The organism is Streptomyces sp. JLBG701, assembly GCF_058544905.1.
The window spans coordinates 503025-525310 of record NZ_CM178588.1; the positions used below are offsets into that span (position 1 = coordinate 503025).

General features: G+C 71.0%; 21 protein-coding genes. 11 read left to right on the forward strand and 10 right to left on the reverse strand.

All coding sequences use genetic code 11. The annotated features are described in order from the left end of the window. Positions 1-2: 2 nt before the first annotated feature. The 6 genes from AC5DRG_RS02355 to AC5DRG_RS02380 all read left to right on the forward strand — a co-directional run bounded on the left by AC5DRG_RS02355 (position 3) and on the right by AC5DRG_RS02380 (position 6705). The gene (locus AC5DRG_RS02355; protein WP_491807667.1) at positions 3-1583 is read left to right on the forward strand and encodes a FadD3 family acyl-CoA ligase; all 1581 of its coding nucleotides are present in this window, start codon (positions 3-5) and stop codon (positions 1581-1583) included. Position 1584: 1 nt separating this feature from the next. Continuing rightward, positions 1585-2775: a CaiB/BaiF CoA transferase family protein gene (locus tag AC5DRG_RS02360; protein WP_491807668.1), complete on the forward strand. Its 1191-nt coding sequence runs from the start codon at positions 1585-1587 to the stop codon at positions 2773-2775. After that, positions 2772-3572, forward strand: a complete 801-nt coding sequence (locus tag AC5DRG_RS02365; protein ID WP_491807669.1) for an enoyl-CoA hydratase/isomerase family protein — start codon at positions 2772-2774, stop codon at positions 3570-3572. Before AC5DRG_RS02360 ends, AC5DRG_RS02365 begins: the two co-directional genes overlap by 4 nt. 63 nt (positions 3573-3635) lie before the next feature. Continuing rightward, positions 3636-4781, forward strand: coding sequence for a thiolase family protein (locus AC5DRG_RS02370; protein ID WP_491807670.1), 1146 nt, complete (start codon positions 3636-3638; stop codon positions 4779-4781). Positions 4782-4792: 11 nt separating this feature from the next. Continuing rightward, positions 4793-5941 (forward strand): acyl-CoA dehydrogenase family protein, encoded by a 1149-nt coding sequence (locus tag AC5DRG_RS02375; RefSeq protein ID WP_491807671.1) that lies wholly within the window; start codon positions 4793-4795, stop codon positions 5939-5941. Beyond that, on the forward strand, positions 5941-6705 hold the full coding sequence (locus AC5DRG_RS02380; protein WP_491807672.1) for an SDR family NAD(P)-dependent oxidoreductase: 765 nt from the start codon (positions 5941-5943) through the stop codon (positions 6703-6705). Before AC5DRG_RS02375 ends, AC5DRG_RS02380 begins: the two co-directional genes overlap by 1 nt. Here AC5DRG_RS02380 and AC5DRG_RS02385 read toward each other — a convergent pair. Together AC5DRG_RS02385 and AC5DRG_RS02390 are read right to left on the reverse strand one after the other, a co-directional pair. Beyond that, on the reverse strand, positions 6693-7964 hold the full coding sequence (locus AC5DRG_RS02385) for an amidohydrolase family protein (protein ID WP_491807673.1): 1272 nt from the start codon (positions 7962-7964) through the stop codon (positions 6693-6695). The genes AC5DRG_RS02380 and AC5DRG_RS02385 overlap by 13 nt on opposite strands. Positions 7965-7975: 11 nt before the next feature. After that, complete coding sequence (locus tag AC5DRG_RS02390; protein WP_491807674.1) at positions 7976-8995, reverse strand: CoA transferase; 1020 nt, start codon at positions 8993-8995, stop codon at positions 7976-7978. Positions 8996-9047: 52 nt separating this feature from the next. Here AC5DRG_RS02390 and AC5DRG_RS02395 point away from each other — a divergent pair, with 52 nt between their 5' ends. Beyond that, positions 9048-10013: an enoyl-CoA hydratase/isomerase family protein gene (locus tag AC5DRG_RS02395; RefSeq protein ID WP_491807675.1), complete on the forward strand. Its 966-nt coding sequence runs from the start codon at positions 9048-9050 to the stop codon at positions 10011-10013. Positions 10014-10073: 60 nt separating this feature from the next. On the opposite strand, the gene AC5DRG_RS02400 is transcribed toward AC5DRG_RS02395, so the two are convergent. The 7 genes from AC5DRG_RS02400 to AC5DRG_RS02430 are packed head-to-tail and all read right to left on the reverse strand — an operon-like array spanning position 10074 to position 16310. After that, positions 10074-10799 (reverse strand): enoyl-CoA hydratase-related protein, encoded by a 726-nt coding sequence (locus tag AC5DRG_RS02400; RefSeq protein WP_491807677.1) that lies wholly within the window; start codon positions 10797-10799, stop codon positions 10074-10076. Then, positions 10796-12091, reverse strand: coding sequence for an amidohydrolase family protein (locus AC5DRG_RS02405; protein ID WP_491807678.1), 1296 nt, complete (start codon positions 12089-12091; stop codon positions 10796-10798). Before AC5DRG_RS02405 ends, AC5DRG_RS02400 begins: the two co-directional genes overlap by 4 nt. Positions 12092-12101: 10 nt before the next feature. After that, positions 12102-12419, reverse strand: a complete 318-nt coding sequence (locus AC5DRG_RS02410; protein WP_491807679.1) for a hypothetical protein — start codon at positions 12417-12419, stop codon at positions 12102-12104. Next, on the reverse strand, positions 12385-12804 hold the full coding sequence (locus tag AC5DRG_RS02415; RefSeq protein WP_491807680.1) for a hypothetical protein: 420 nt from the start codon (positions 12802-12804) through the stop codon (positions 12385-12387). The genes AC5DRG_RS02410 and AC5DRG_RS02415 overlap by 35 nt, the downstream gene beginning before the upstream one ends. Then, complete coding sequence (locus tag AC5DRG_RS02420; RefSeq protein WP_491807681.1) at positions 12801-13508, reverse strand: ABC transporter ATP-binding protein; 708 nt, start codon at positions 13506-13508, stop codon at positions 12801-12803. Before AC5DRG_RS02420 ends, AC5DRG_RS02415 begins: the two co-directional genes overlap by 4 nt. Next, the gene (locus AC5DRG_RS02425) at positions 13505-14215 is read right to left on the reverse strand and encodes an ABC transporter ATP-binding protein (protein ID WP_491807682.1); all 711 of its coding nucleotides are present in this window, start codon (positions 14213-14215) and stop codon (positions 13505-13507) included. Before AC5DRG_RS02425 ends, AC5DRG_RS02420 begins: the two co-directional genes overlap by 4 nt. After that, positions 14196-16310 carry a branched-chain amino acid ABC transporter permease gene (locus AC5DRG_RS02430; RefSeq protein ID WP_491807683.1) on the reverse strand — a complete coding sequence of 705 codons (2115 nt, stop codon included), beginning with the start codon at positions 16308-16310 and terminating at the stop codon, positions 14196-14198. The genes AC5DRG_RS02425 and AC5DRG_RS02430 overlap by 20 nt, the downstream gene beginning before the upstream one ends. A gap of 141 nt (positions 16311-16451) precedes the next feature. Between AC5DRG_RS02430 and AC5DRG_RS02435 the strand changes: the two genes are divergently transcribed. Genes AC5DRG_RS02435 through AC5DRG_RS02450 form a run of 4 tightly spaced genes read left to right on the forward strand, consistent with a single transcriptional unit; the run spans position 16452 to position 19651 of the window. Next, the gene (locus AC5DRG_RS02435; protein ID WP_491807685.1) at positions 16452-16919 is read left to right on the forward strand and encodes a nuclear transport factor 2 family protein; all 468 of its coding nucleotides are present in this window, start codon (positions 16452-16454) and stop codon (positions 16917-16919) included. Between the two features lie 5 nt (positions 16920-16924). Then, positions 16925-18013 (forward strand): acyl-CoA dehydrogenase family protein, encoded by a 1089-nt coding sequence (locus AC5DRG_RS02440; RefSeq protein ID WP_491812946.1) that lies wholly within the window; start codon positions 16925-16927, stop codon positions 18011-18013. 2 nt (positions 18014-18015) lie between these two features. Beyond that, positions 18016-18798 carry an acyl-CoA dehydrogenase family protein gene (locus AC5DRG_RS02445; RefSeq protein ID WP_491807686.1) on the forward strand — a complete coding sequence of 261 codons (783 nt, stop codon included), beginning with the start codon at positions 18016-18018 and terminating at the stop codon, positions 18796-18798. 28 nt (positions 18799-18826) lie between these two features. Then, positions 18827-19651 (forward strand): acyl-CoA thioesterase, encoded by an 825-nt coding sequence (locus tag AC5DRG_RS02450; RefSeq protein ID WP_491807687.1) that lies wholly within the window; start codon positions 18827-18829, stop codon positions 19649-19651. On the opposite strand, the gene AC5DRG_RS02455 is transcribed toward AC5DRG_RS02450, so the two are convergent. Continuing rightward, positions 19632-22199, reverse strand: coding sequence for a polysaccharide lyase family 8 super-sandwich domain-containing protein (locus AC5DRG_RS02455; protein WP_491807688.1), 2568 nt, complete (start codon positions 22197-22199; stop codon positions 19632-19634). The two genes, AC5DRG_RS02450 and AC5DRG_RS02455, sit on opposite strands and share 20 nt — an antisense overlap. Between the last annotated feature and the right edge of the window lie 87 nt (positions 22200-22286).

Consider the following 22286-nt stretch of genomic DNA (forward strand, 5'->3'; position numbering starts at 1 on the left):
TGATGCGCTACGACGAGACCCATCGGAGCATTCCGCACGCCATCCGGGTGGCGGCGGACCGCTTCGGCGACGCGACCGCCCTCATCGACGGGCCCCTGCGGTGGAGTTTCCGTGAGCTGGAACAGCGGATGATCGAAGCGGTCAGGGCCACGATCGCGCTGGGTGTCGAGCCGGGCGACCGGGTCGGACTGTGCGCGCCCAACTCGGCGCAGTGGATCGTCGCGGCTCTGGGCATCCAGGGTGCGGGTGGTGTGGTCGTACCGCTCAACACAAGGTTCAAGGCAGGTGAGTTGTCGTACATCCTGCGCAAGTCGCAGGCGGCTGCCCTCTTCGCCTCGTCGTTCCTCGGCAACGACTACATCGGCGAGCTGCGCGCGGCGGATCCCGAACTGCCCGCGCTGCACAGGACGGTGTCCGTGCTCGGCCCGCAGGGGGCCGCCAGCCTCTCCTGGACGGAGTTCCTGGAGGGAAGCGGAAAGGTCCCCGAATCGGCGGCGAACGACTCGATCGCACGCCTCACCCCGGACGACGTGTCCGACGTGATGTTCACCTCCGGCACCACGGGCCACCCCAAGGGTGTCGTCCTGACACATGGTCAGACCCTGCGCGCCTACGGCTGGATGGCGGAGGAGTACACCTTCGACGCCTCCGACTGCTTCCTGGTGATTCCGCCGTTCTTCCACTGCTTCGGCTACAAGGCCGGATGGCTCGCCTCCTTCCTGCACGGGGTGACCGTGATTCCCATGCCGGTCTTCGACGCCGGGCAGGCGCTGGAGGTCATCAGCAGGGAAAGCGTGAGCATCGTTCTCGGGCCGCCGACCATCTTCTTCGATCTGCTGGGGCATCCGGACCGATCCGCCCACGACCTCACCTCGCTGCGGGTGTCCATGACGGGCGGCACCACCATCCCCGAATCGCTGATCCGCGCCATGAAGGCCGAGTTGTCCTTCGACATCGTCATGAGCGCGTACGGACTCACCGAGTCCACGGCGCTGGTGACCACGACGCGGATCGGCGACTCGGAGGAGACCGTCGCCCGCACCACCGGCCGTCCCATCCCCGACGTCGAGGTCCGCATCGTCGACGAGCACGGCAAGGACGTTCTCGCGGGGCAGGACGGCGAGATCCTGGTCCGCGGCTACAACGTCACCCGAGGCTACTGGGACGACCCCGAAGCCACCGCGGCTGCCGTCGATCCCGACGGCTGGCTGAGCACCGGGGACATCGGACGGGTCGACGCCGCCGGGAACCTGTCCATCGTCGACCGGAAGAAGGAGATGTACATCGTCGGCGGCTTCAACGCCTATCCCGCCGAGATAGAGAAGCTGCTTCTCACCCACGCGGACATCGAGCAGGTCGCGGTGATCGGCGTGCCCGACGAGCGGCTCGGCGAGGTCGGCTGTGCGTTCGTGGTCCCCCGGCCGGAGCGTGCGATCGGCGAGGCGGATCTCATCGCCTGGGCCCGTGACCGCATGGCCAACTTCAAGGTCCCCCGCCATGTTCGATTCGCGGAGCAGCTGCCCCGCAACGCGAGTCACAAAGTACTCAAGGACGAGCTGCGTGCCCGATTCACGACAGGCTGACATGGCTACGACCGCGCCCCTGGCCGGCGTCACGGTGGTGGCGCTGGAGCAGGCGATCTCGGCTCCGATGTGCACCCGCACCCTGGGGGACTTCGGAGCCCGGGTCATCAAGGTGGAGAACCCGAACGGCGGCGACTTCGCCCGCCACTACGACGACGTCGTGGGCGGCCTTGCGGCCCACTTCGTCTGGGTCAACCGTGGGAAGGAGTCCGTGGCACTGGACCTGAAGAGTGCGGCCGGCATGGACGTCCTGCACCGGCTTCTCGACCGGGCCGACGCCCTCGTCTCCAATCTCGCCCCCGGCGCGACCGCCAAGCTGGGCATCGCCCCGGACGACCTCAGGACCCGCCATCCGCGGCTCATCCCGGTCGAGATCGACGGGTACGGTCCCGGCGGCCCGCTCTCCCACAAGCGCGCCTACGACCTGCTCGCCCAGGCGGAGTCGGGAGCCTGTGCGGTGACGGGCCACCCGGGGGCACCGGCCAAGGCGGGGCCGCCGATGGCCGATGTGTGCAGCGGGCTGTACGCGGCACTGTCGGTCATGGCGTTGCTCTACGGGCAGGAGCGCGGGCGCGAGCTCTCGTCGGTCGCCGTCAGTCTCTTCGACACCATGACGGAGGTGATGGGGTATCCGCTCACCTACACCCGGCACTCGGGCGTCGACCAGCAGCCGCTGGGTCTGAGTTCGCCCGCCGTGGCGCCCTACGGGGGCTATGGCACGGCCGACGGGCACACCGTCGTCCTGGGTACGACGAACGACGGTGAATGGCAGCGTCTGGCACGGGAGTTGCTCGGCCGGCCCGATCTGGCGGACGACGAGCGGTTCCGGTCCAACTCCGGGCGGGTCGGGCATCGCGCCCTGCTGGACGGGGAGATCGGCGCCTGGTGCGGGCGGCACGATCTGGCGTACGTGCAGAAGCGGGCGGACGCCGCGGGCATCGGCAACGCCCGGTACAACACGCCGAGCGATGTCATCGCGCATCCGCATCTCGTCGAGCGCGATCGCTGGCGGACCATCGACACGCCGAACGGCCCGGTGCCGGCTCTGCTGCCGCCGCCGGTCATCGCCGGTTTCGATCCGCCGATGGGGGCGATTCCCGGCCTTGGCCAGCACACGGACTCCGTCCTGCGAGAACTCGGTTTCTCGCGGGAGGAGATCGCTTCGCTGCGTTCGCGCGGAGCGGTGGCATGAGCGAGAAGGCCGTGCTGCTGACGAGCGACGCGGGTGGCGTGCGGACGCTCACGCTGAACCGGCCGCGGCGCAAGAACGCCATCGACGCCGAGTTGTGGGCAGCGCTGCGTGCGGCTCTGGTGGAGGCGGGTGGGGATCGCGCGGTGCGTGCGGTGGTGCTGGCAGGTGCCGGGGGCTCGTTCTGCTCCGGGGCCGACATCTCGGGCGGCTTGAGCAGCGCGCATCCGCTGTACCGGATGCGTACGCTGAGTGAAGTGACCTTGCTGCTGCACGAGTTGCCGGTGCCGACGATCGCCAAGGTCACCGGCGTGGCCGTGGGCGCCGGGTGGAATCTCGCTCTCGGCTGCGATTTCGTGGTGGCCACGCCCGAGGCCAGGTTCTCGCAGATCTTCGCGCGGCGCGGGCTGTCCCTGGACTGCGGCGGCTCGTGGCTGTTGCCGAAGCTCGTGGGGCTGCAACAGGCCAAGCGGCTCGCGCTGCTGGCCGAGACGATCGACGCGGAGCAGGCCCGGTCGCTGAACCTCGTCACCTGGGTGGTGGACGCCGACAAGATCGACGCGTTCGTCGACGACCTCGGCGACCGGCTGGTGTCCGCCGCGCCGGTCGCGCTCGCCCAGAACAAGGCCCTCCTCAACGAGAACGCCGATCGCACACTGCGGGACGCGCTCGCGAGCGAGGCACGGGCGCAGGCGATGAACTTCGCGACGGCGGACGTCCCCGAGGCGTATGCCGCGTTCACGGAGAAGCGGACACCGCATTTCACCGGTCGGTGGGCGGTACCGCGAAACGGTTCGTGAAGCGGTTCCCCAAGGGGTTTCTGACCACTGATCAGATCCAGCAGGTCGACACAGGAGGTCCAAGTGCGCGAGGCAGTGGTCGTGGAAGCGGTCCGCACCGCCGTGGGGAAACGGAACGGTGGGCTGGCCGGGATGCACGCGGCCGACCTGTCCGCCGTCGTCCTCACCGCGCTCGTCGAGCGGGCAGGGGTGGACCCGGAGGTCGTCGACGACGTGGTGTGGGGCTGTGTGTCCCAGGTGGGTGACCAGTCGAGCAACATCGGGCGCTACAGCGTGCTCGCCGCGGGCTGGCCGGAGAGCGTCCCGGGGACCACGGTGAACCGGGCCTGCGGTTCGAGCCAGCAGGCGCTGGACTTCGCCGTGCAGGCGGTCATGTCGGGCCAGCAGGACGTCGTCGTGGCGGGCGGTGTCGAGGTGATGAGCCGGGTGCCGCTCGGGTCGGCGAAGGCGGGCGGAATGCCGTACGGCCCTCAAGTCCTCGCCCGCTACGAGGACTTCTCCTTCAACCAGGGCGTGTCCGCCGAGCGGATCGCGCAGAAGTGGGGTATCTCGCGGACGCGGCTCGACGAGTTCTCCGTGCTCTCGCATGAGCGGGCGGCGGCCGCGCAGGACGCCGGCGCGTTCGTGGGGCAGATCGCGCCCGTGCCCGTCGGCGGGGCGACGATGACGGCCGACGAGGGCATCCGGCGCGGCACCACGGTCGAGAAGCTCGCCTCGCTCAAGACACCCTTCCAGGACGACGGGGTGATCCACGCGGGCAACGCCTCCCAGATCTCCGACGGGGCGGCTGCCCTGCTGGTGACAACCCCCGAAAAGGCAAGGGAGTTGGGGCTGACGCCGATCGTGCGCTACCGGGCGGGCACGGTCGTCGGCTCCGACCCCGTGCTGATGCTCACCGGCCCGATCCCGGCGACCGAGAAGGTACTGCGGAAGGCGGGTGTACAGCTGTCGGAGGTCGGCGTCTTCGAGGTGAACGAGGCCTTCGCACCCATCCCGCTCGCCTGGCTCGCCGAGACCGGCGCCGATCCGGCCCGGCTCAATCCGCTGGGCGGTGCCATCGCGCTCGGCCATCCGCTGGGGGCGTCGGGCGCCGTGCTGATGACCCGCATGATCCACCACATGCGGGAGCACGGCATCCGCTACGGCCTCCAGACCATGTGCGAGGGCGGCGGCACCGCCAACGCCACACTCGTCGAACTCGCTTCCTGACAGGGGCTGTTGTGCGCCGACAACTCTTCACCGACGACCACGAGGCGTTCCGCCGGCTCGTCCGCGACTTCGTGACGAACGAGGTGGTCCCACACTTCGGCGAGTGGGAACAGGAAGGCCGACTGCCCCGTGAGCTGTTCGAACAGCTCGGCTCCCTGGGACTGTTGGGGATGGCCGTCCCCGAGGAGTACGGCGGGGCAGGCCTCGACGACTACCGCTACAACGTCGTCCTCCAGGAGGAGGCGGCCCGCGCCCTGGTCACCCTGGGCACCGTCCGCACCCAACTCGACGTCGTCCTCCCCTACTTCCTCTCCTACGCCGACCGGGAGCAGCGAGAGCGCTGGTTCCCCGGTCTCGCGTCGGGGAAGCTGCTCACCGCCATCGCCATGACCGAGCCGGGCACGGGCTCGGATCTCGCGGGGATCCGCACCACCGCCGTACGGGACGGGGACGAGTATGTCCTCAACGGGGCCAAGACGTTCATCACCGGGGGCCTGCTGGCCGACCTGGTGATCGTGGTGGCGCGGACGTCGACGGACCCGGCGGACCGGCGTGCCGGGCTCACCCTGCTGGTCGTCGAGGACGGGATGCCCGGGTTCACGCGCGGGCGGGTGCTGAACAAGCTGGGCATCAAGGTGCAGGACACGGTCGAACTGTCCTTCGCCGATGTGCGGGTCCCTCTCGCCAACCGGCTCGGCGAGGAGGGCGCCGCCTTCGGTCTGCTCGGCCGCAACCTGGCGCAGGAGCGGATGACCGTGGCGGTCGGCTCCGTGGCCCAGGCGCGGGCCGCCCTGGACACGACGATCGAGTACGTCAAGGAGCGCAAGGTGTTCGGGAAGCCGGTCGCCGGATTCCAGAACACGAAGTTCGAACTCGCCGCGGTGGCCACGGAGATCGAGGCCGCGCAGATGATGCTCGACCGTGCCGTCCTCGAACTCGTCGACGGCGAGCTGTCCGGCGCGGACGCCGCGAAGGTGAAGCTGTTCTGCACCGAGATGCAGGCGCGTGCCGTCGACCGGTGTCTTCAACTCTTCGGCGGATACGGGTACATGCTGGAGTACCCCATCTCCCGGCTGTACGCGGACGCACGCATCACCCGGATCTACGCCGGGACCAGTGAGGTCATGAAGGTCATCATCGCCAAATCCCTGGGACTGTGATGTCGGATTTCACCAGCAGGACGGGCGCCGCGTTCGTCGCGGGCGGCACGGGCGGTATCGGCGCGGCGATCGTCCGGACCCTGGCCGGGCGCGGCAGCGACGTGGCGTTCACGTACCGCGCCAACCAGCAGGCGGCGGACGCTCTCGCCAACGAGCTCAAGGACACCCAAGTCACCGCTGTTCGGCTGGACTTGACCGACGAGCAGGCCACGGCGGACGCGGTGCACGAGGTCGCGAAGGCGTACAGCGGTATCCACACGCTGGTGTACGCGGCGGGCCCGCACGTCCCGATGGTCCATCTGAGCAAGGTGTCGCCCAGCCAGTACCGCGCCCAACTGGAGGGCGACGCGGTGGCGTTCTTCAATCTCGTCCACCCGGCGCTCCCCTGGCTGCGGGAGACCCGGGGCAGCATCGTCGCCGTCACCACCGTCGCCACCCGCCGCTACCCCGTGCGCGACGGGTTGTCGTCGGGCGCGAAGGGGGCTGTCGAGGCAGTCGCCCGGGCCCTGGCCGCCGAGGAGGGACGGTATGGCGTACGCGTCAACTGCGTTGCTCCGGGGATGCTCAACGACGGTATCGCCGCCCGTCTGATCGAAACCGGCGAACTCGACGAGGCGGCGCTGGCCGTCACCCGCCGCAACATCCCGATGCGCCACTTCGGCGACGCGACGGACATCGCCGAGGCGGTCGCGTTCCTCGCCTCCGACCGGGCCGGATACATCACCGGTCAGGCGCTGGGGGTCGACGGCGGCTACAGCGTCTGAGCCCGCCGGCCGGGGGTGATCGGGCATCCGCCGACGAAGGCGGCCCGTACGACGTCCGCGGACAGGACGTCAAGTGCCTCCCGCAGGGGTACGTGGAGCAGGCACAGGTCGGCGGCCGAGCCGACCGTCAACCGCCGTGCGCGGGCGGGGTGTTCGGGCTCTCCGGTGAACAGGCGGAGAGCCGCCCCACGGTCGAGCGCTTCCGCGTCGCCGCGTTCGACGGCGGCCCGCATGACTGCCCAGGGGTCGGCGGTCCCGTACGGCGCGTCGGTGCCGGCTGCGATCGGGACCCCCGCCTCGGCCAGGGTCCGGCAGCGGTAGAGGTGCGCCCGGTCGTCGGCGTCCACGTCGGTGGCGTACTCGCGGCCGCGTTCCACCGGGAAGTGGGGCTGGGTCACGACCGTCACCCCCAGCTGCCGCAGCCAGGGGATCGTCTCGGCCGGGATCACCGACCCGTGCTCGATCCGGTCGCCCTCCACCGGGCCCGCCTCGTCCAGGGCGAGCAGCGTCACGAGCAACTGCACCCGCGTCACACAGTGGACGGCCACGGGCCGGGGCCGGGCCTCCGCCACCGTCCGGGCGAGCTGGTCCGGGGTCGGGAGGGTCGCGTCGTCGAGCATGAGCTTCTTCGGCGCGTCGACGCCCATCACCACGAGCCGCTGCGGCAGCACCGCCAGCATCTCGGCGAGGCCCGCCCGCGGATGGGGATCGGCGTTGGTGAATCCGGTGACGCCGCGCGCCGCGGCCTGACGTCCGACGCGCTCCAGGTCCAGGCGCGGGGGCGGTACGAAGCCGCGCAGCCGTTCGTCCTCCCGCCAGAACCGCCCGTCGCCGTCCAGGCCGGCCGCCCGCAGCGCGGCGCTGTTCCACACCCACAGCGCCCCGGTCCGGTGCTGCACCCGCACCGGCCGGTCGGGGGCGATGCCGTCCAGCACCCACCGGTCGAGGTCCCCGGCGACACTCTCGTGGTAGCCGACCGCCCGCACCCACTCCCCTGGCTCCCCGCTCCGCAACGCCGCCGTGAGCCCTGTCCGGTCGCGTACGTCCGCCGGGCCGACCCGCACCGAGGCGCTCTCGGCGGCCAGCGCGGCGAGATGGATGTGGTGATCGTGCAGGCCGGGCAGCAGGGCGCCGCCCCGGCCGTCGAGTTCCTCGTCCTGGCGACCGTCGAGCCGTTGCCCTGTCTCGGCGATCCGCCCGGCCTCGACGCGTACGTCGACCGGTCCGTCGCCGTCGACCTCCACGTTCCTGAACAGCACGGCGGGCGGCTTCACAGAGCCGCGTCGGCGAGCTCGGCGGCGCAGGCGGACATGGAGACGCAGAGCAGTTCTCCGCCGCCCTCTGCCAGGGAGTGGGCCGCGGCCTGGGCGGCGTAGAGGCCGGTGACGGGGTCGGCGAGAGCGTCGCCGAGGAACACGGGACAGCCGTCCCGGTCGAGGCCTGCCAGACCGCCGGCCACCGCCGCGTCGTCGCCGAAGGCGATCCGGTCGTCGTCGCGCCCATATCCGGTGATACCGATCCAGACCCGGCCGGGGCGGGCCGCGAGGAAGTCCTCGGCGTGGACGCCGAGTCGGCGCAGTGCGCGCGGCCGCGAGGCCTCGATGACGACATCGGCGCCGGCGATCACCTCGGCGAGGACGCCCGACGCGAAGTCCAGCACCAGGTTGTCGTGGCCCTCGTGCAGCCAGCGATAGAAGTCGGGGGATCCGGCCCGCGCCCCGTCGGGCCGGGTTGCGCTCTCCACCTTCACCACGTGTGCGCCGGCCAGGCCCAGCAGGCGGGCGCACAGTGGGCCCGCCCACAGGGCCGACAGGTCGACCACGCGGAGGCCGGCAAGGTCGCGTACGAGGGGTTCGCCGTGGCGCTCGCGGCGGACGGGAGCCCGGACTCCGCGCGCCGAGCCGAGGGCCGCCGCGGCGATGCCGAGCAGCTGTGCGTTCTGTGCGACCGTGGCCGCCTTGGCGTGCCGGGCCACCTCGGGCAGTTCGTGGGGGCCATGTGCGCCCGGCGCGCCCAGGAGTGCCAGGAGAGCGGGTACGGCGGCGAGGTCGTCGGGGCGGGCCAGGTTGACGGCGGTCCAGCCGTCCTGGGTGTCGAGGAGGTGGCAGGAGCCGCCGGCCGAGATCATGCCGGGGCGGTGGAGGCCTGCCAGTTCGGCGCGCAGGAAGAGGGCGGTGGGCAGGTCGACGGGTACGCCGGTCAGTTCGGTGAAGTCGGCGGTGATGTCGACGAGGGGAGCGACGTACGGGGCGATGGACGCCATCCAGCGGTCGAGAACTCGATTCTCCAACGGCCGAACCCCCTTCTCCTCGTGGGTGATCCCAAATTACACTCCGGTGGCCATGGACGTACCCTTCCTGCTGGTCGATCTCGACCGGGCGGCCCCGCCCGCACCCGCGGCCGCACAAGGTCGTGTGCTGGTGGGCGTGTCCGCCGAGCCGGTGGACGTGCCCGGGGGCTTCGACGTCCTGCTCACGGCCGCGGCCGACGCTCCCAGGCCCTGGGTGGCGTGCGCCGACCCGTATGCCACCGCGCGCCGGATCGAGGATGTCGTGACGCGGCAGCCCGCCGCGTCCGTCGCGTTGATCCAGGTGCTCCGCATGGGAGCGCGGCTCTCCCCGCCCGAACGTCTGGTTGTCGAATCCCTCGCCTATTCGACGCTCCAGGGCGGATCCGGTTTCCGGGCGTGGCTGTCCTCGGCGCCCCGGCGTGCGTCGCGCCCCTCCGCCGATCCCGTACGACTCCGGCGCGACGCCGACCGGCTCACGATCACTCTCGACCGGCCCCGGGTGCGCAACGCCTTCGACGCCGCAACACGGGACGCCCTGTGCGAGGCACTCCATGTCGCCGTGGCGGATCCGACCGTCACGGAGGTCGACCTGCGGGGCAACGGCCCCGCGTTCTGCAGTGGGGGCGACCTCGCCGAGTTCGGGACCTCTCGTGATCCGGCGCAGGCCCATCTGGTGCGGGTACGGCGCAGCCCGGCCGCGCTGCTGCAGCGGTGTGCTTCCCGGGTGACCGTCCATCTGCACGGCGCGTGCGTCGGTGCGGGGATCGAGATGGCGGCGTTCGCGGGACGTGTCCTTGCCGCGCCGGACACGGTGATCCGGCTTCCCGAGATCGGGATGGGCCTCATCCCGGGGGCGGGTGGCACGGCGAGCCTCCCGGTCCGGATCGGCCGGGAGCGCACGGCGTATCTCGCCCTGACCGGGGGCGAGTTGGCCGTCGACGAGGCGTTGGCGTGGGGCCTCGTCGACGAGGTCACGAGCCCGGTCGCCCCGTTTCCGGTGGCCGCGACCGGGCCGTGAGCGGCGGACTGTCACGGGGGCTCGGGCTGTCCGGTGCGTCGGGGTGTCCGGAGCGTCGGGCTATCGGCCCGTCCAGACCGGCGCTCTGCGTTCCGCGAAGGCCCGGGCGCCTTCCGCCGCGTCGGCGCTGCGGAACACCGCCTCGACCTCCGCCGGTTCGGCCCAGCGGCGTTCCCGTATGAGCTTCTTCGTCATGGCGACGCCGAGAGGACCGTTCTCGGCGATTCGGCCGGCCAGGGCCAGCGCCTCCTCCCGTACCTGTTCGGCGGGGACGGCACGGTTCACCAGCCCGATCTCCCGTGCCCTCTCCGCCGTCACCAGGTCGCCGGTCAACCCCATCTCCAGGGCGACCGCCAGCGGCACCCGGTCGGCGAGGGTCGTTCCTCCCCCGGCCGCGAACAGTCCCCGCTTCACCTCGGCGATCCCGAGCTGCGCGTGGTCGGCCGCGACGACCAGGTCGCAGGCCAGGGCCAGTTCGAAGCCGCCGGCGAGTGCGGAGCCGTTCAGGGCCGCGATCACCGGGATGCCGATGCCCTCGCGGAAGAACCACACCAGCCCGTCGAACCTGCCGCCCTTCGCGAACGCCTTCAGGTCCATCCCGGAGCAGAACACCGTGCCCGCTCCGGTGAGGACGACGGCCCGCACCGCGGGGTCGGCGTCCGCGGCCCGCAGCGCCCCCGACAGCTCGTCGATCAGCTCGGGGCTCAGCGCGTTGCGGGCCTCGGGCCGGTTCAGGGTCACCACCAGGACGTTGCCGGCCCGCTCGGTCAGGACCAGGTCGCTCATCGGCCCGCGCCCGCCGCCGCCCGCGCCTTGGAGCGGAACGCCGCCAGTTTCTCCGCCGGTTCGATCAGCTGGTGGCTGCGGGAGCGGGTGCTGACGTCGTGGCCCTCGGCCGCCTTGCGCAGCGCGCCCACGGTGGCCTGGTCGCGCGGGATGTGCGCGAAGGGGTCGAAGTTGTACCAGCGCATGGCGTTCTCATGGGTGATCTTCGCGGCGTCCGAGTCCGGTACGTCGCAGCTCGTGAACACCTCGTGGAGCTGCTCCGGGGCGTCCGGCCACAGGGAGTCGCTGTGTGGGTAGTCGCCCTCCCAGCAGATGTTGTCGATGCCGATGTCGTGGCGCAGCCGCACGCCCAGCTTGTCGGTGATGAAGCAGGTGAGGAAGTGCTCCCGGAAGACCTCGGAGGGAAGCTTGCCGCCGAAGTCCTGGAGCGTCCACGTCGAGTGCATCTCGAAGGTGCGGTCCAGCCGCTCCAGGAAGTAGGGGATCCAGCCGGTCCCGCCTTCCGAGAGGGCGATTTTCAGGTGGGGGAAGTCCTTGACCGGACGGGACCACAGAAGGTCCGCGGCGGCCGAGACGATGTTCATCGGCTGGAGCGTGATCATCACGTCGGGCGGTGAGTCGGCGGCCGGGATGGCGAGCTTGCCGGAGGAGCCGATGTGCACGGACATCACGGTGTCGGTGTCGGACAGCGCCCGCCACAGCGGGTTCCAGTACGGGTCGTGGAAGCTCGGGTAGCCGAGGACGGCGGGGTTCTCGGTGAACGTCAGCGAGTGGCAGCCCTTGTCGGCGACCCGGCGGACCTCGGCGGCGCACAGTTCGGCGTCCCAGATCGCGGGCAGGGCCATCGGGATGAACCGTCCGGGGTAGGCGCCGCACCACTCGTCGATGTGCCAGTCGTTGTACGCCCTCACCAGCGCCAGCGAGAAGTCCGCGTCGTCGGTGGCGAAGAGACGGGCCGAGAAGCCGGGGAAGGACGGGAAGTTCATCTGGGCGAGGATGCCGCCCGCGTTCATGTCCTTGATGCGTTCGTGCACGTCGTAACAGCCGGGCCGGATCTCGTCGAGGCCCTGGGGTTCGACGCCGTACTCCTCCTTGGGGCGGCCGGCCACGGCGTTGAGCGCCGAGTTGGTGATGGTCGTGCCCCGGAACTGCCAGACGTCGGTGCCGTCGTCGCGGTGGACGAGTTGTGGCGCGTCCTTGCGGTACTTCTCGGGGAGGTGGTTCACGAACATGTCGGGCGGTTCGATGATGTGGTCGTCGACGCTGATGAGGATGAGGTCGTCCCGTTGCATGCCGGTCCTTTCAGTCTGAGGCGGGCAGCGGCTTGGCCGCCTTGAGGGTCATCGGGGCTCCGTCGCAGCTCAGTTCCCCCGCCCCGGACGACGTACAGAGCAGTTCGAGCGCGCCGGTGGCGTCCACGTAGCGCTTGCCGATGAGGGTCACGGGGTCGGCGTCGCCGACAGCGGCCGGGCGGGGGCCGGTGGCGGGCACCAACGGGCTGCCTCCGCACGCGAGTTGGGGCTGCCGGTCGGTGGGGGCGCGGACGACGACCACGCGGGTGCCGCACACGGTGCTGGCGAGTTGGTCACCGGGGCGCGGCGTCGGTGCCGGTGGGGTCATGGCGGAGGTCCCTTTCGAGGAGGCTGTCGGCGTCCCGGTCGAGCAGCCGGTCGGCGAGGAGGCTGACGTCGTAGGACTGGCGCGCCATCCAGAACCGCAGGAAGCCGGTCAGGGAGTAGCGCAGGAAGAGGGCGGAGCCCACGACGCCGGCGGTGATCGCGGCGAGGCCGAGGGTGATGGCGTCGTTCTGGACGAGCGGGTCGCTGGTGTTGTGCGAGACGAAGTAGGCCGACGCTCCCAGGACCAGGCCCAGCACCATCAGGGCGGTTCCCAGGCGCAGCCAGAGAACGGCCTTTCCGGCTGCCGGGTCGGGGATCTTCAGCACGGCGAGTTCGCGGACGAAGCGGTCCGCGCGTGTCTCGTTGGACGTCAGGTCGGACGTCATGTGGGACTCCCCAGGTAGAGGGCGGACAGTTCGGCGCGCAACCCGCCGTCGGGGTGGCCCTGCCGTTGGACCCGGCCGCGGACGAGGACGGCGGCGTGGTCGGCGATGTCGAGTACGGCGGCCGCGAACTGCTCCACGACCAGGACGGCCACGCCCTGCCGGGCGATCTCTGCGACCTGCTCGTACAGCCGTCCGACGACCAACGGGGCCAGTCCCATGGAGAGTTCGTCCAGCAGCAGCACTGCCGGGTCGGTGGTGAGGCCCCGCGCGAGGGCGAGCATCTGCTGTTCGCCGCCGGAGAGTGTGCCTGCCGCCTGCCTGGCGCGCCGGGCGAGGACGGGGAAGCGGGCGTAGGCGACCTCTTCGATCTCCTCGCGGCCGCGGCCGGTGAAAGTCATCATCAGGAGGTTGTCGCGGACCGAGAGGTTGGGGAACACGCCCCGCCCCTCGGGGATCAGGCAGACCCCGGAGCGGGCCAGGTCGCGCGGGTCGGCACCGGTCATGTCCCGTCCGCCGAGCAGGAGTTGGCCCGACTGCACCGGATGGACGCCTGCGGCTACGCGCAAAGTGGTGGTCTTTCCGGCGCCGTTGGGCCCGAGCAGCGCCACCACCTGGCCGGCGGCGACGTCGAGGTCGACACCGTGCAGGACGGTGATCCGTTCGTGGGCGGCGCGGATGCCGCGCAGTTCGAGAAGTGCGCTCACGCGTCCCCCAGGTAGGCGGCCAGTACGGTCTCGTCATCGCGGATCACCGCGGGCGGTCCTACGGCGATGACCTTGCCGAGGTCGAGGACGTACACCTCGTCGCACACCGCCATGACCAGGCTCATGTCGTGCTCGACGAGGACGACGGCCGTGCCGCTGTCCGCCAGCGTGCGCAGCAGTTCGGCGAAGCGTTCCGTCTCCTCGGCGTCCTGTCCGGCGGCGGGCTCGTCCAGCAGGAGCACCTTGGGCCGCACGGCGAGCGCCCGGCCGACCTCGACCAGCCGGCCGACGCCGGTGGGCAGGGCGTCGGGCGAGGTGTCGGCGAGGTGGGTGAGGCCGAGCCGGTCGAGGATCTCGGTGACGACGCGGTCCGCCCTGCCGCGCTGGGGCCCGAGTTCCGCGGCGACGAGCAGGTTGTCGCGCACGCTGAGCCGCCCGAAGAGTTCCAGGCGCTGGAAGGTCCGGGCCAGTCCGCACCGGGCCCGTTCGGCGGGCCGTGCCCGGGTGACGTCCCGGCCGTCCAGGTACACCCGGCCGGTCGAGGGCCGGCGCAGTCCGCACGCGACGTCGAACAGGGTGCTCTTTCCTGCCCCGTTGGGCCCGATCAGGCCGGTGACCCGGCCGGGTTCGGCGGTCATGGCGACCCCGTCGAGAGCCCGGTTGCCGCCGAAGGCGACCGTCACTCCGCTAACCTCCAGCGACGCCACGGGCCAGCACCTCCTCGTCCTGGGCCTGCCAGGGCCGTCGCAGACCCCACCATTCGACCGGGATCTCCGGCTCGCCCGCGGGGGTCTGCCGGGCGGTGGCCCACATGCGCAGGGCGAGGGCGACGGCGAGCGAACCGCCGTAGAAGGTCCAGTCGTTGATGAAGTCGCCGAGCCTCAACAGCCAGGCCAGGGTGAGGGCAGCCAGCAGGACGGGCAGGGCGAGGCGGTCGCGGGCCAGGGGGTCCCACTGGCGGCGGAAGCGGGAGACGATGCCGTCGGGGTTGTGACCGAGCCCGATGCCTGCCAGGCCGGGCAACAGCTGGACGATGTTCTGGGTGCCGGGGGCCACGGCGACGAGGACGTTCATCGGGCCGACGAAGGCCGTGCCGGTGAACAGGCCGTTGCCGACCGCGCCGAGTCCGCCGACCACCGCGACGAGGAAGATCGGGAGTCCTGCCACGAGGCTGAACTGATCGGCGGTGAGGGAGTGTTGCTGCATTCCGTACAGCGCTCCGCCGAGCCCGGCGATGCCGGATGCCAGCGCGAAGACCAGCACCTTGGCGATCAGCAGGTTGCCGCCGAGGGTCGCGTAGGCGGCCTCGCTGTCGCGCAGGGCGATCAGCCGCCGCCCGAACCGGCTGCGGCGCAGCGCCGCCACGCCGATCGAGGCGAGGGCGAGACAGACGGCGGCGAGCACCATCAACTCCGGCCCGCTGTCGAGCCGTAGACCGAACAGGTTCGGTCCGGTGGCCTCCACCGATCCCTGGTCGAACAGCGCGACGCGCACGCCGAGCAACTCGAAGGACGGCAGGGTGAAGATCCAACGGTCGAGGATCACCGCGAACGCGGCGGTCCCCAGGGCGAGATACACGCCGGAGAGCCGCAAAGCCGGGAGCGCGACGAGCCCTCCGGCCACCGCGGAGACCACGACCGCCGCGCCGAGCGCCCATAGTTCGCCGTGTGCGCCGAGGTGCGCCCAGACGACCGCCCCGACCCCGGCCATGCTCAGCTGGCAGAGGGATATCTGACCGGCGTACCCGGCCAGTGGGACGTACGAGAGGGCCACTATCCCCAGCGAGAAGATCGGTCCGTAGGTGATGAGGCCGGCCTCGTCGAGCACCGTGGCCAGGACCACGCCGAAGGCCACGGTGACGGCGGCGAAGATGAGCGTGCCGCGCGCGGTGGGAACCGGGACCCGCGCCAGCCGCCGGTCGCGGCCGCGCAGTCGTCGGTGCGGGAAGACCAGGAGGGCCGCGAAGAGCAGCAGTGCGGGGGCGGCGAGACGGAGTCCGGGCAGGTACTCGTTCTGCGGGAGGTAGCCGGTCAGATAGCTCTCCATGCAGCCGACGACGACGGCGCCGAGGAAGGTGAGCGGCACACTGTGCAGCCGGCCGAAGACGGCCGCGGTGTAGGCGCTCACGATCAGCAGCGAGAGCTGGGCGGCGTCGAGGGTGACGGTCGGCGCGATGAGGATGCCGCCGATCGCGGCCAGTTGGGTGCCGAGGATCCAGGCGAGCTTGTTGGCCCGTACGGGATGGGCGCCGGTGAGCCCGACCAGCGCGCGGTCGTCGACGGTCGCCCGCATCTCGGTGCCCGTGCGGGTCCGGTGGAGCAGGATCCGCAGCCCGATCGCGACCGCCACGGCGACCGCCATGGTGAGGGCCTGGTGCCAGGTGACGACGGCCGGGCCGATGTGGAAGGGCTTGCGGTCGGCGAAGAACGTCGGCAGCGGGCGAGGGACGTTGGGGTCCCAGATCCACCGGGCGGCGGCGATGAGTCCACTGAGCAGCGCCACCGTCATGACCAGCCGTTCGGCCTCGCCCAAAGCCTGCACCGGCCGCAGGATCACCCGCTCGACCAGCAGGCCGAAGGCGGGTGCGAGCAGCAGCAGTACGACGGCCAGCGCGACCGGCACCGGCCAGCCCCAGCCGACGGTCAACTGCCAGTAGGTGAACGCCGACAGCATCCCGGCGGCGCCGTGCGCGAAGTTGAACACGCCGGTAGTGGTGTAGGTCAGCACCAATCCACTGCCGATGACCGCGTATATCGCGGCCGTGCTCAGCCCGACGATCCCGAAGGTGAGGAACTGGTCCATGAGGCCGGATCGCCCCCTCTCCACTGGTGGAAACTAGCTTCTCGCTTACAGAGAATCAACCATTCGGACAGAGGCTGTTGACGTTGCCCCGCACCGCGTGGAAATCTGCCACTCATCTGAGAGAATGCCATTCTCGCCCTCGTGAAGGGCACGGCGAAGGGCGGAGAGTCCTTGTCCACCAACGGCCTGCCGGACCGTCCGACGGACGATCTGATGGAACTCCAGCAACTGCTGGCGCGCTACGCGGTCTGCATCACCCGCGGCGACATCGACGGGGTGCTCGCGGTGTTCACGCCCGACGGCACCTACAGCGCCTTCGGGGACACCTATCCTCTCGCCGAGTTCCCGGCGTTGGTCGCGGCCGCCCCCAAGGGTCTGTTCCTGACGGGTACGCCGGTCGTGGACCTCTCCGGCGACACAGCCACCGGCACCCAGCCCCTGTGCTTCGTCGACCACGCCACCCACGACCTGCGTATCGGCTACTACGACGACACCTACGTACGGACCGCCGACGGCTGGCGGCTGCGCACACGGGCCATGACGTTCATCCGCCGCAGCGGGGCCCACGACTCGGGCCGCCCGCACGCCCATCGGCGTGCCGGGGCGTGAACGCCATGAACGTCGCGGAGTTCCGCTCGGCCCTGCGCGACTGGCTCGACGCGAACGACCTCTCCCCCGGCCCCGACCACTCCCTCGACGCACAGGTCGCCCAACTGGCCCGGGTACGGCGGGCGTTGTACGAGGCCGACTGGATGCGGTACGGCTGGCCGCCGGAGGTGGGCGGGCTCGGTGGGCCCGCCGTGCTGCGGGCGGTGCTCGGCGAGGAGGTGGCCACCCGCGGGCTCGCCGAGCCAGGCATCTACTCGATGGTCGAGGTCCTCGCCCCCACGATGATCTCCTACGCGCCCCCGGCGCTGGCCGCAGAGATGGTTCCGCTGCTGCTCGGCGGGCGCGAGCAGTGGTGCCAGGGGTTCTCCGAACCCGGCTCCGGCAGCGACCTCGCGTCCCTGACCACGCGGGCGGTGCAACGCGGCGAGGACTGGGTGGTCACCGGCCAGAAGGTCTGGACGAGCCTCGCCCAGTACGCGGCCCGGTGCGTCCTGCTCACCCGCACCTCCCCCGGCCACGACGGCATCACCGCCTTCTTCGTCGACATGGACACCCCCGGCATCACCGTCCGACCGCTGCGCACGATGCACGGCGTGGACGAGTTCGCCGAGGTGTTTCTCGACGACGTGGTGGTCCCCGGCGAGCGGATGCTGGGCCGCCCCGGTGACGGGTGGCGGCTGGCGATGGACCTGCTCCCGCACGAGCGGTCCACCTGCTTCTGGCACCGGATCGCCCACCTCTACACGCGACTTGACCGCCTCCTGGCCGAGACACCGGACCCCGACGACGGCGAACTCGGCGCCGCCTACCTGGCGTTGCACACCGCCCGCTGCCGCTCGCACGCGACCCAGCGCCGGTTGGCCGACGGGGAACGGCTGGGCCCGGAGACCTCGGTCGACAAGGTGCTGCTGGCGACCGCCGAGCAACGGCTGTTCGACACCGTACGAGATCTGCTGCCCGGCGTTCTGGAGCTCACGGACACGTCCTGGCGGTCGGAGTACCTCTACGCACGGGCCGCGACCGTCTACGGCGGCACTGCAGAGATCCAGCGCAACATCATCGCCCGCCGACTCCTCGACCTCGGCAGGGAGTAGCCATGGACGCCGCCGAACGGGACCTGCTGGCACAGACGCTCCGCAAGACGATGACCGCGTCGTCGGGCCACGCCCTCGACTCGGCTCTCACCGACCTCGGTTGGGCCGACCTCCTCGGCGAACTGCCGGACGTCGCCATCCCGCTCGCCTTCCGGCTGCTCGGCGAGACGGGCGCCCACGCGCCGATTCTGAACGACGTCATGCTGAGTGCCGCGGGACACCCGGTCGGGGGCACGCTGCCGCTGCCGTACGCGGGTGGGGCGTGGGTGGTGTGGCAGCGAACCGACGGACACGGTACGGCCCTGGACGAGGAGCTGCCACTGCGGCGCGTGCCGGCCGGGGACCCGGTACCGCTCGCCGCGGGGCGCCGGGCGCTGGGGTGGTGGCTGCTCGGCACCGGCCGGGCCATGCTGGCGCTGGCTCGGCAACACGCCCTGGACCGCACGCAGTTCGGCCGACCGCTCGCCTCCTTCCAGGCCGTACGGCATCGGCTGGCCGAGACCCTGGTCGCCCTGGACGGCGCCGAGGCGACCCTGGGGGCCGCCGAGGGCGGGCTCGCCTCGCTGCTGGCCAAGGCGGCGGCCGGACAGGCCGCGCTCACGGCCTCCCGCCACTGCGGGCAGGTCCTCGGCGGAATCGGCTTCACCGCCGAACACGAGCTGCACCGGCACGTGCGCCGCGCCCTCGTGCTGGACGGACTGCTGGGCAGCGCACGGGAGTTGACGCGGGAGGCGGGGGCGCTCGTACGGCAGGGTGGCTCGGCGCCGCGGATCGTTCAGTTGTGAACCGGAGCAAGTACGGGATGGAGCCCCCATGACGGATCTCTGGAGTGACCTGCTCGCCTGCCTCGATCTCAGCGCTCCCGACGACGGCGACGGCAGCCTCTACGAGGGACGCAACCAACAGCTCGGCTACCACCGCGTCTTCGGCGGGCAGTTGATCGCCCAGTTCGTGCGGGCTGCCTCTCTCACGTGCCCCGGCAAATCCGTCAAGTCCGTCCACGTCCAGTTCGCGCGGGCCGGCCGGCCGGAGGAACCCGTGCGGTACGAGGTGACGCGTCATCACGAGGGCAGCACCTTCACCACGTTGACGGTCATCGCCCGTCAGGGGTCGGGGGTCGCCGCCGTCGCCTCGGTCGCTCTCCACGTCCACGAGGACGGTCCCGACCATCAGATCGACCTTCTCATGCCTTCGGTTCCCGGCTCGGAGCACGACGTCGAGCTCGCTCTGCTGCCCTGGGACACCCGGGCCGTCGCCGACCTGGACTCGCCGAAGCCGGAGCCGCCCGAGTACGACCTCTGGATGCGCACCCCGGCCGTCGCCCCTGAACTGGCCCCGGCGCTCACGGCGTACGCGAGCGACCTGAGCCTGATCGGAACCGCCCTGCGCCCGGTCGACGGGGTCGGCCAGCGCGATGCGCGAACGGCGTTCACCTCCGCCGTCACCGCGCACACCGTGTGGTTCCACCGGCCCTTCCGCACGGACAGCTGGCTGTTGCTGCGCCAGCACAGTCCACTGCTGGCGCACGGGCGCTGCTTCGGCCGGGGCGACGTGCTCACCGAAGAGGGCTCCCTGGTCGCCTCGTTCGCCCAGGAAGCCCTTCTTCGCTTCCAGGAGGTCAGCCGTCCTTCAGCGTGACCGTGAAGGTGCGCCCGTACGCGTGGTGGGTGTCCACGTCGATCCGCGTACCGCCCGGCGCTCGTGTGACGCGGACCGCCTCGTCACCGGCGGTCTTTCGCAGGGACCGGCCGCGCAGCAGCACACTGACCGTGTCCCGGTTCATGGTGGGATCGGACACGGCGACCGTGGTCGTGTCCAACTGCCCCAACTGCCCCTGCTGCCTTTGCTGCCCTCGCTGGACGAGCACCGAGGCGGGGCCCTCTATGCGGAGCCCGGCCGTGCTGTGGTGACCGGGTGTGAAGGTGTTGATCCCGGTCAGAGCGAGCCCGGTGTGGGTGACGGCCTGTAAGTGCGGGGTGTTCGCGAGGACTTCGAGCGGGCCGCTGACGTGTGCGCGTAGGCGCTGTTCGTCCGCGTTCGGGACCAACGCGTAGGCCAGGGCGGCGGGTTGGGACCCGGCCGCGTGGTCGACGGTGAGGGCGAAGACGGTCCGGGTGACGGCGGTGTCGGGGTTCGCCGTCCGCACGACCCGGCGGCTTCGGGTCACTTGATCGAGGGAGACGCGGACCGGGCCGGGATGCAGGAGGAGATAGCCGACTGCGGTGCCCTGGGTGGCGTTGGCGTAGCGCAGCCAGGTCGGCTCGCCCGTGCCGGGGCCGGTCCAACGGCTGCCGTCGCGGCACATCCCGGTGATGGTTATTCGGTCGTCAGGTGCGGCTGTCCGGGCGTCCAGGGTCGTCGTGGAGGCGCGGCCGGCCATAGCGCCGACTCCCGCGGCGAGAACCACGATCTCGTCGTCGAACATGAACCACGACTTCGTCGCCGTCGCGTTGCGGTACACGACGAAGTCGTCCGGCAGCAGCGCGCGGTCCCGCACGCCGACGTCGTCGGACTGCACCATCGCGGCCACCCCGTACGTCCCGAGAACGGCGCCTCCGGAGTGGTCGGAGGTGCCGCACGGAAAGTAGACGTAGGCGTTCTGCGACTCGGAGGAGGAAGTGAAGTTGAGGGGGTGGCCCGGGTTGTCGTAGTACGGCTTGCCGTACAACTCGGGGACGGTGTGGCGCTGTTCGACGGGTGCGGTCACGCCGGCCAGGCCGTACGGCGAGACGGTGGTGTAGTGGTCGATGCCGTACGCCTGTGTCTGGTCCTGACCGGAGAGGTAGAGGTGGTGCGCGCCCTCGCCCTGGAACCACGGCATCAGGTTCTCGCCGTTCATGTACTCGTACTTGCTGATCCGCGAAGAGCTGCGGGCCAGCGCGAACGCGTACCCGGGTCTGCGGTGCACGGTCCTGTCCATGGCGTTGAAGGCGACGCTGCGGGCAACCGGGCCCAGGTCCACGGGAGTTGTCGAGTCGTCCGCGATGATGTCGGCGTAGCGCACGATGCTCACCGGGGAGACGAATCCGGCCGGGTCGAGCATGGCGCGCGAGGTGGCGCGCAGGTGCTTGACGTAGCTCCGCACCGCGGCGGCGTCCGCGACCTGCGCCAGCGAGGCGAGGTCGACGAGGGCCTCGACGACCACCGCGACATCGCTGTAGCCGGAGTCGGGACGTGACACCGCCCGCCCCTTGACGATCTCCATCATCCAGCCCTCGAAGATCAGCGGCGCGAACCCGTCGCGGACCCAGTCCAGCACGGTCGGCACCAGCTGCTCGCCGTTCGCGAAGCCGCTGCCCTCCAGGATCTTCAGCGTCTGCACGACGCGCGTCAGCAGACTCTTGCCGTACGAGCCGGTGTAGGCGACCGAGCCGTGCTGGATGAAGGAGCCATCGGCGTAATGTCCGTCGGTGACACCGTGGTTGAGACGGTACGGGTCGATCGTCGCGAACACGGTGAGCTGATCGGCGAGGGCCTTGACCACGCGCGCCTCGTCGCCCAGGAGGGCGCCCTGCAGGATCCGGTTCGTCGTGATGTCCGCGAGGTTGGCGCCGGTGTGGAAGCGCGAGTCGAGGTTCACGTCGCCGTCGACGCCGTTGCGCAGGTAGGCGTCCATCGAGTCGGCGTAGGTGCGAAGGAGCTCCGGGCGGTACGCGGCCACCTCGTCGGTGAGCAGCACCAGGGTCTTGCTGATGTGCTGGGAATAGCCGATCTCCCAGTGGAACCAGTTGCCGTAGTAGCCCTGGGCCTGGTCGCCGTAGTAGTGCTCGTGCAGCCATCCGAGACCGTCGATCACCCGGCGCTGCACGACCGTGTTCTCGAACAGGTCCGGGGCCGCACCACCCGGTGCGCGGGTGGCGAGCGCCAATTCGTACAAGCGCCGGAAGGCCGTGTTGAGGTTGGGATCGCTGCTGCCGAGCACCAGGCCGGCGAACAGCTCGCCGGGCCCGGCCTCGTCCATCGCTGTGAGGTTGGCCCGCGCGGCCCTCACGATGGCGGCCAGTTTCGCGGCGGTCTCGGGGCGGCTGTTGGATGCCTCGGTGCCGGCGAGGACAGCCAGTGTGTTGGCCAGCAGCCGGGCGCTTCCCTGGGCGACATCCGCGGCGGCCATCGCCCGTGACGGGAGCGCGGCCAGCAGGCCTGCGGCCGACAAGGCGGACAGCAGTCGTCTTCGGGTGAGCTCCATGAGGCCCTCCGCCCCTGAGAAGCGCGTTTCCGGCACGCGAAATCAAGGACTACCAAGACGAATGCGTCCTGCGCTACGGCAGGGAAC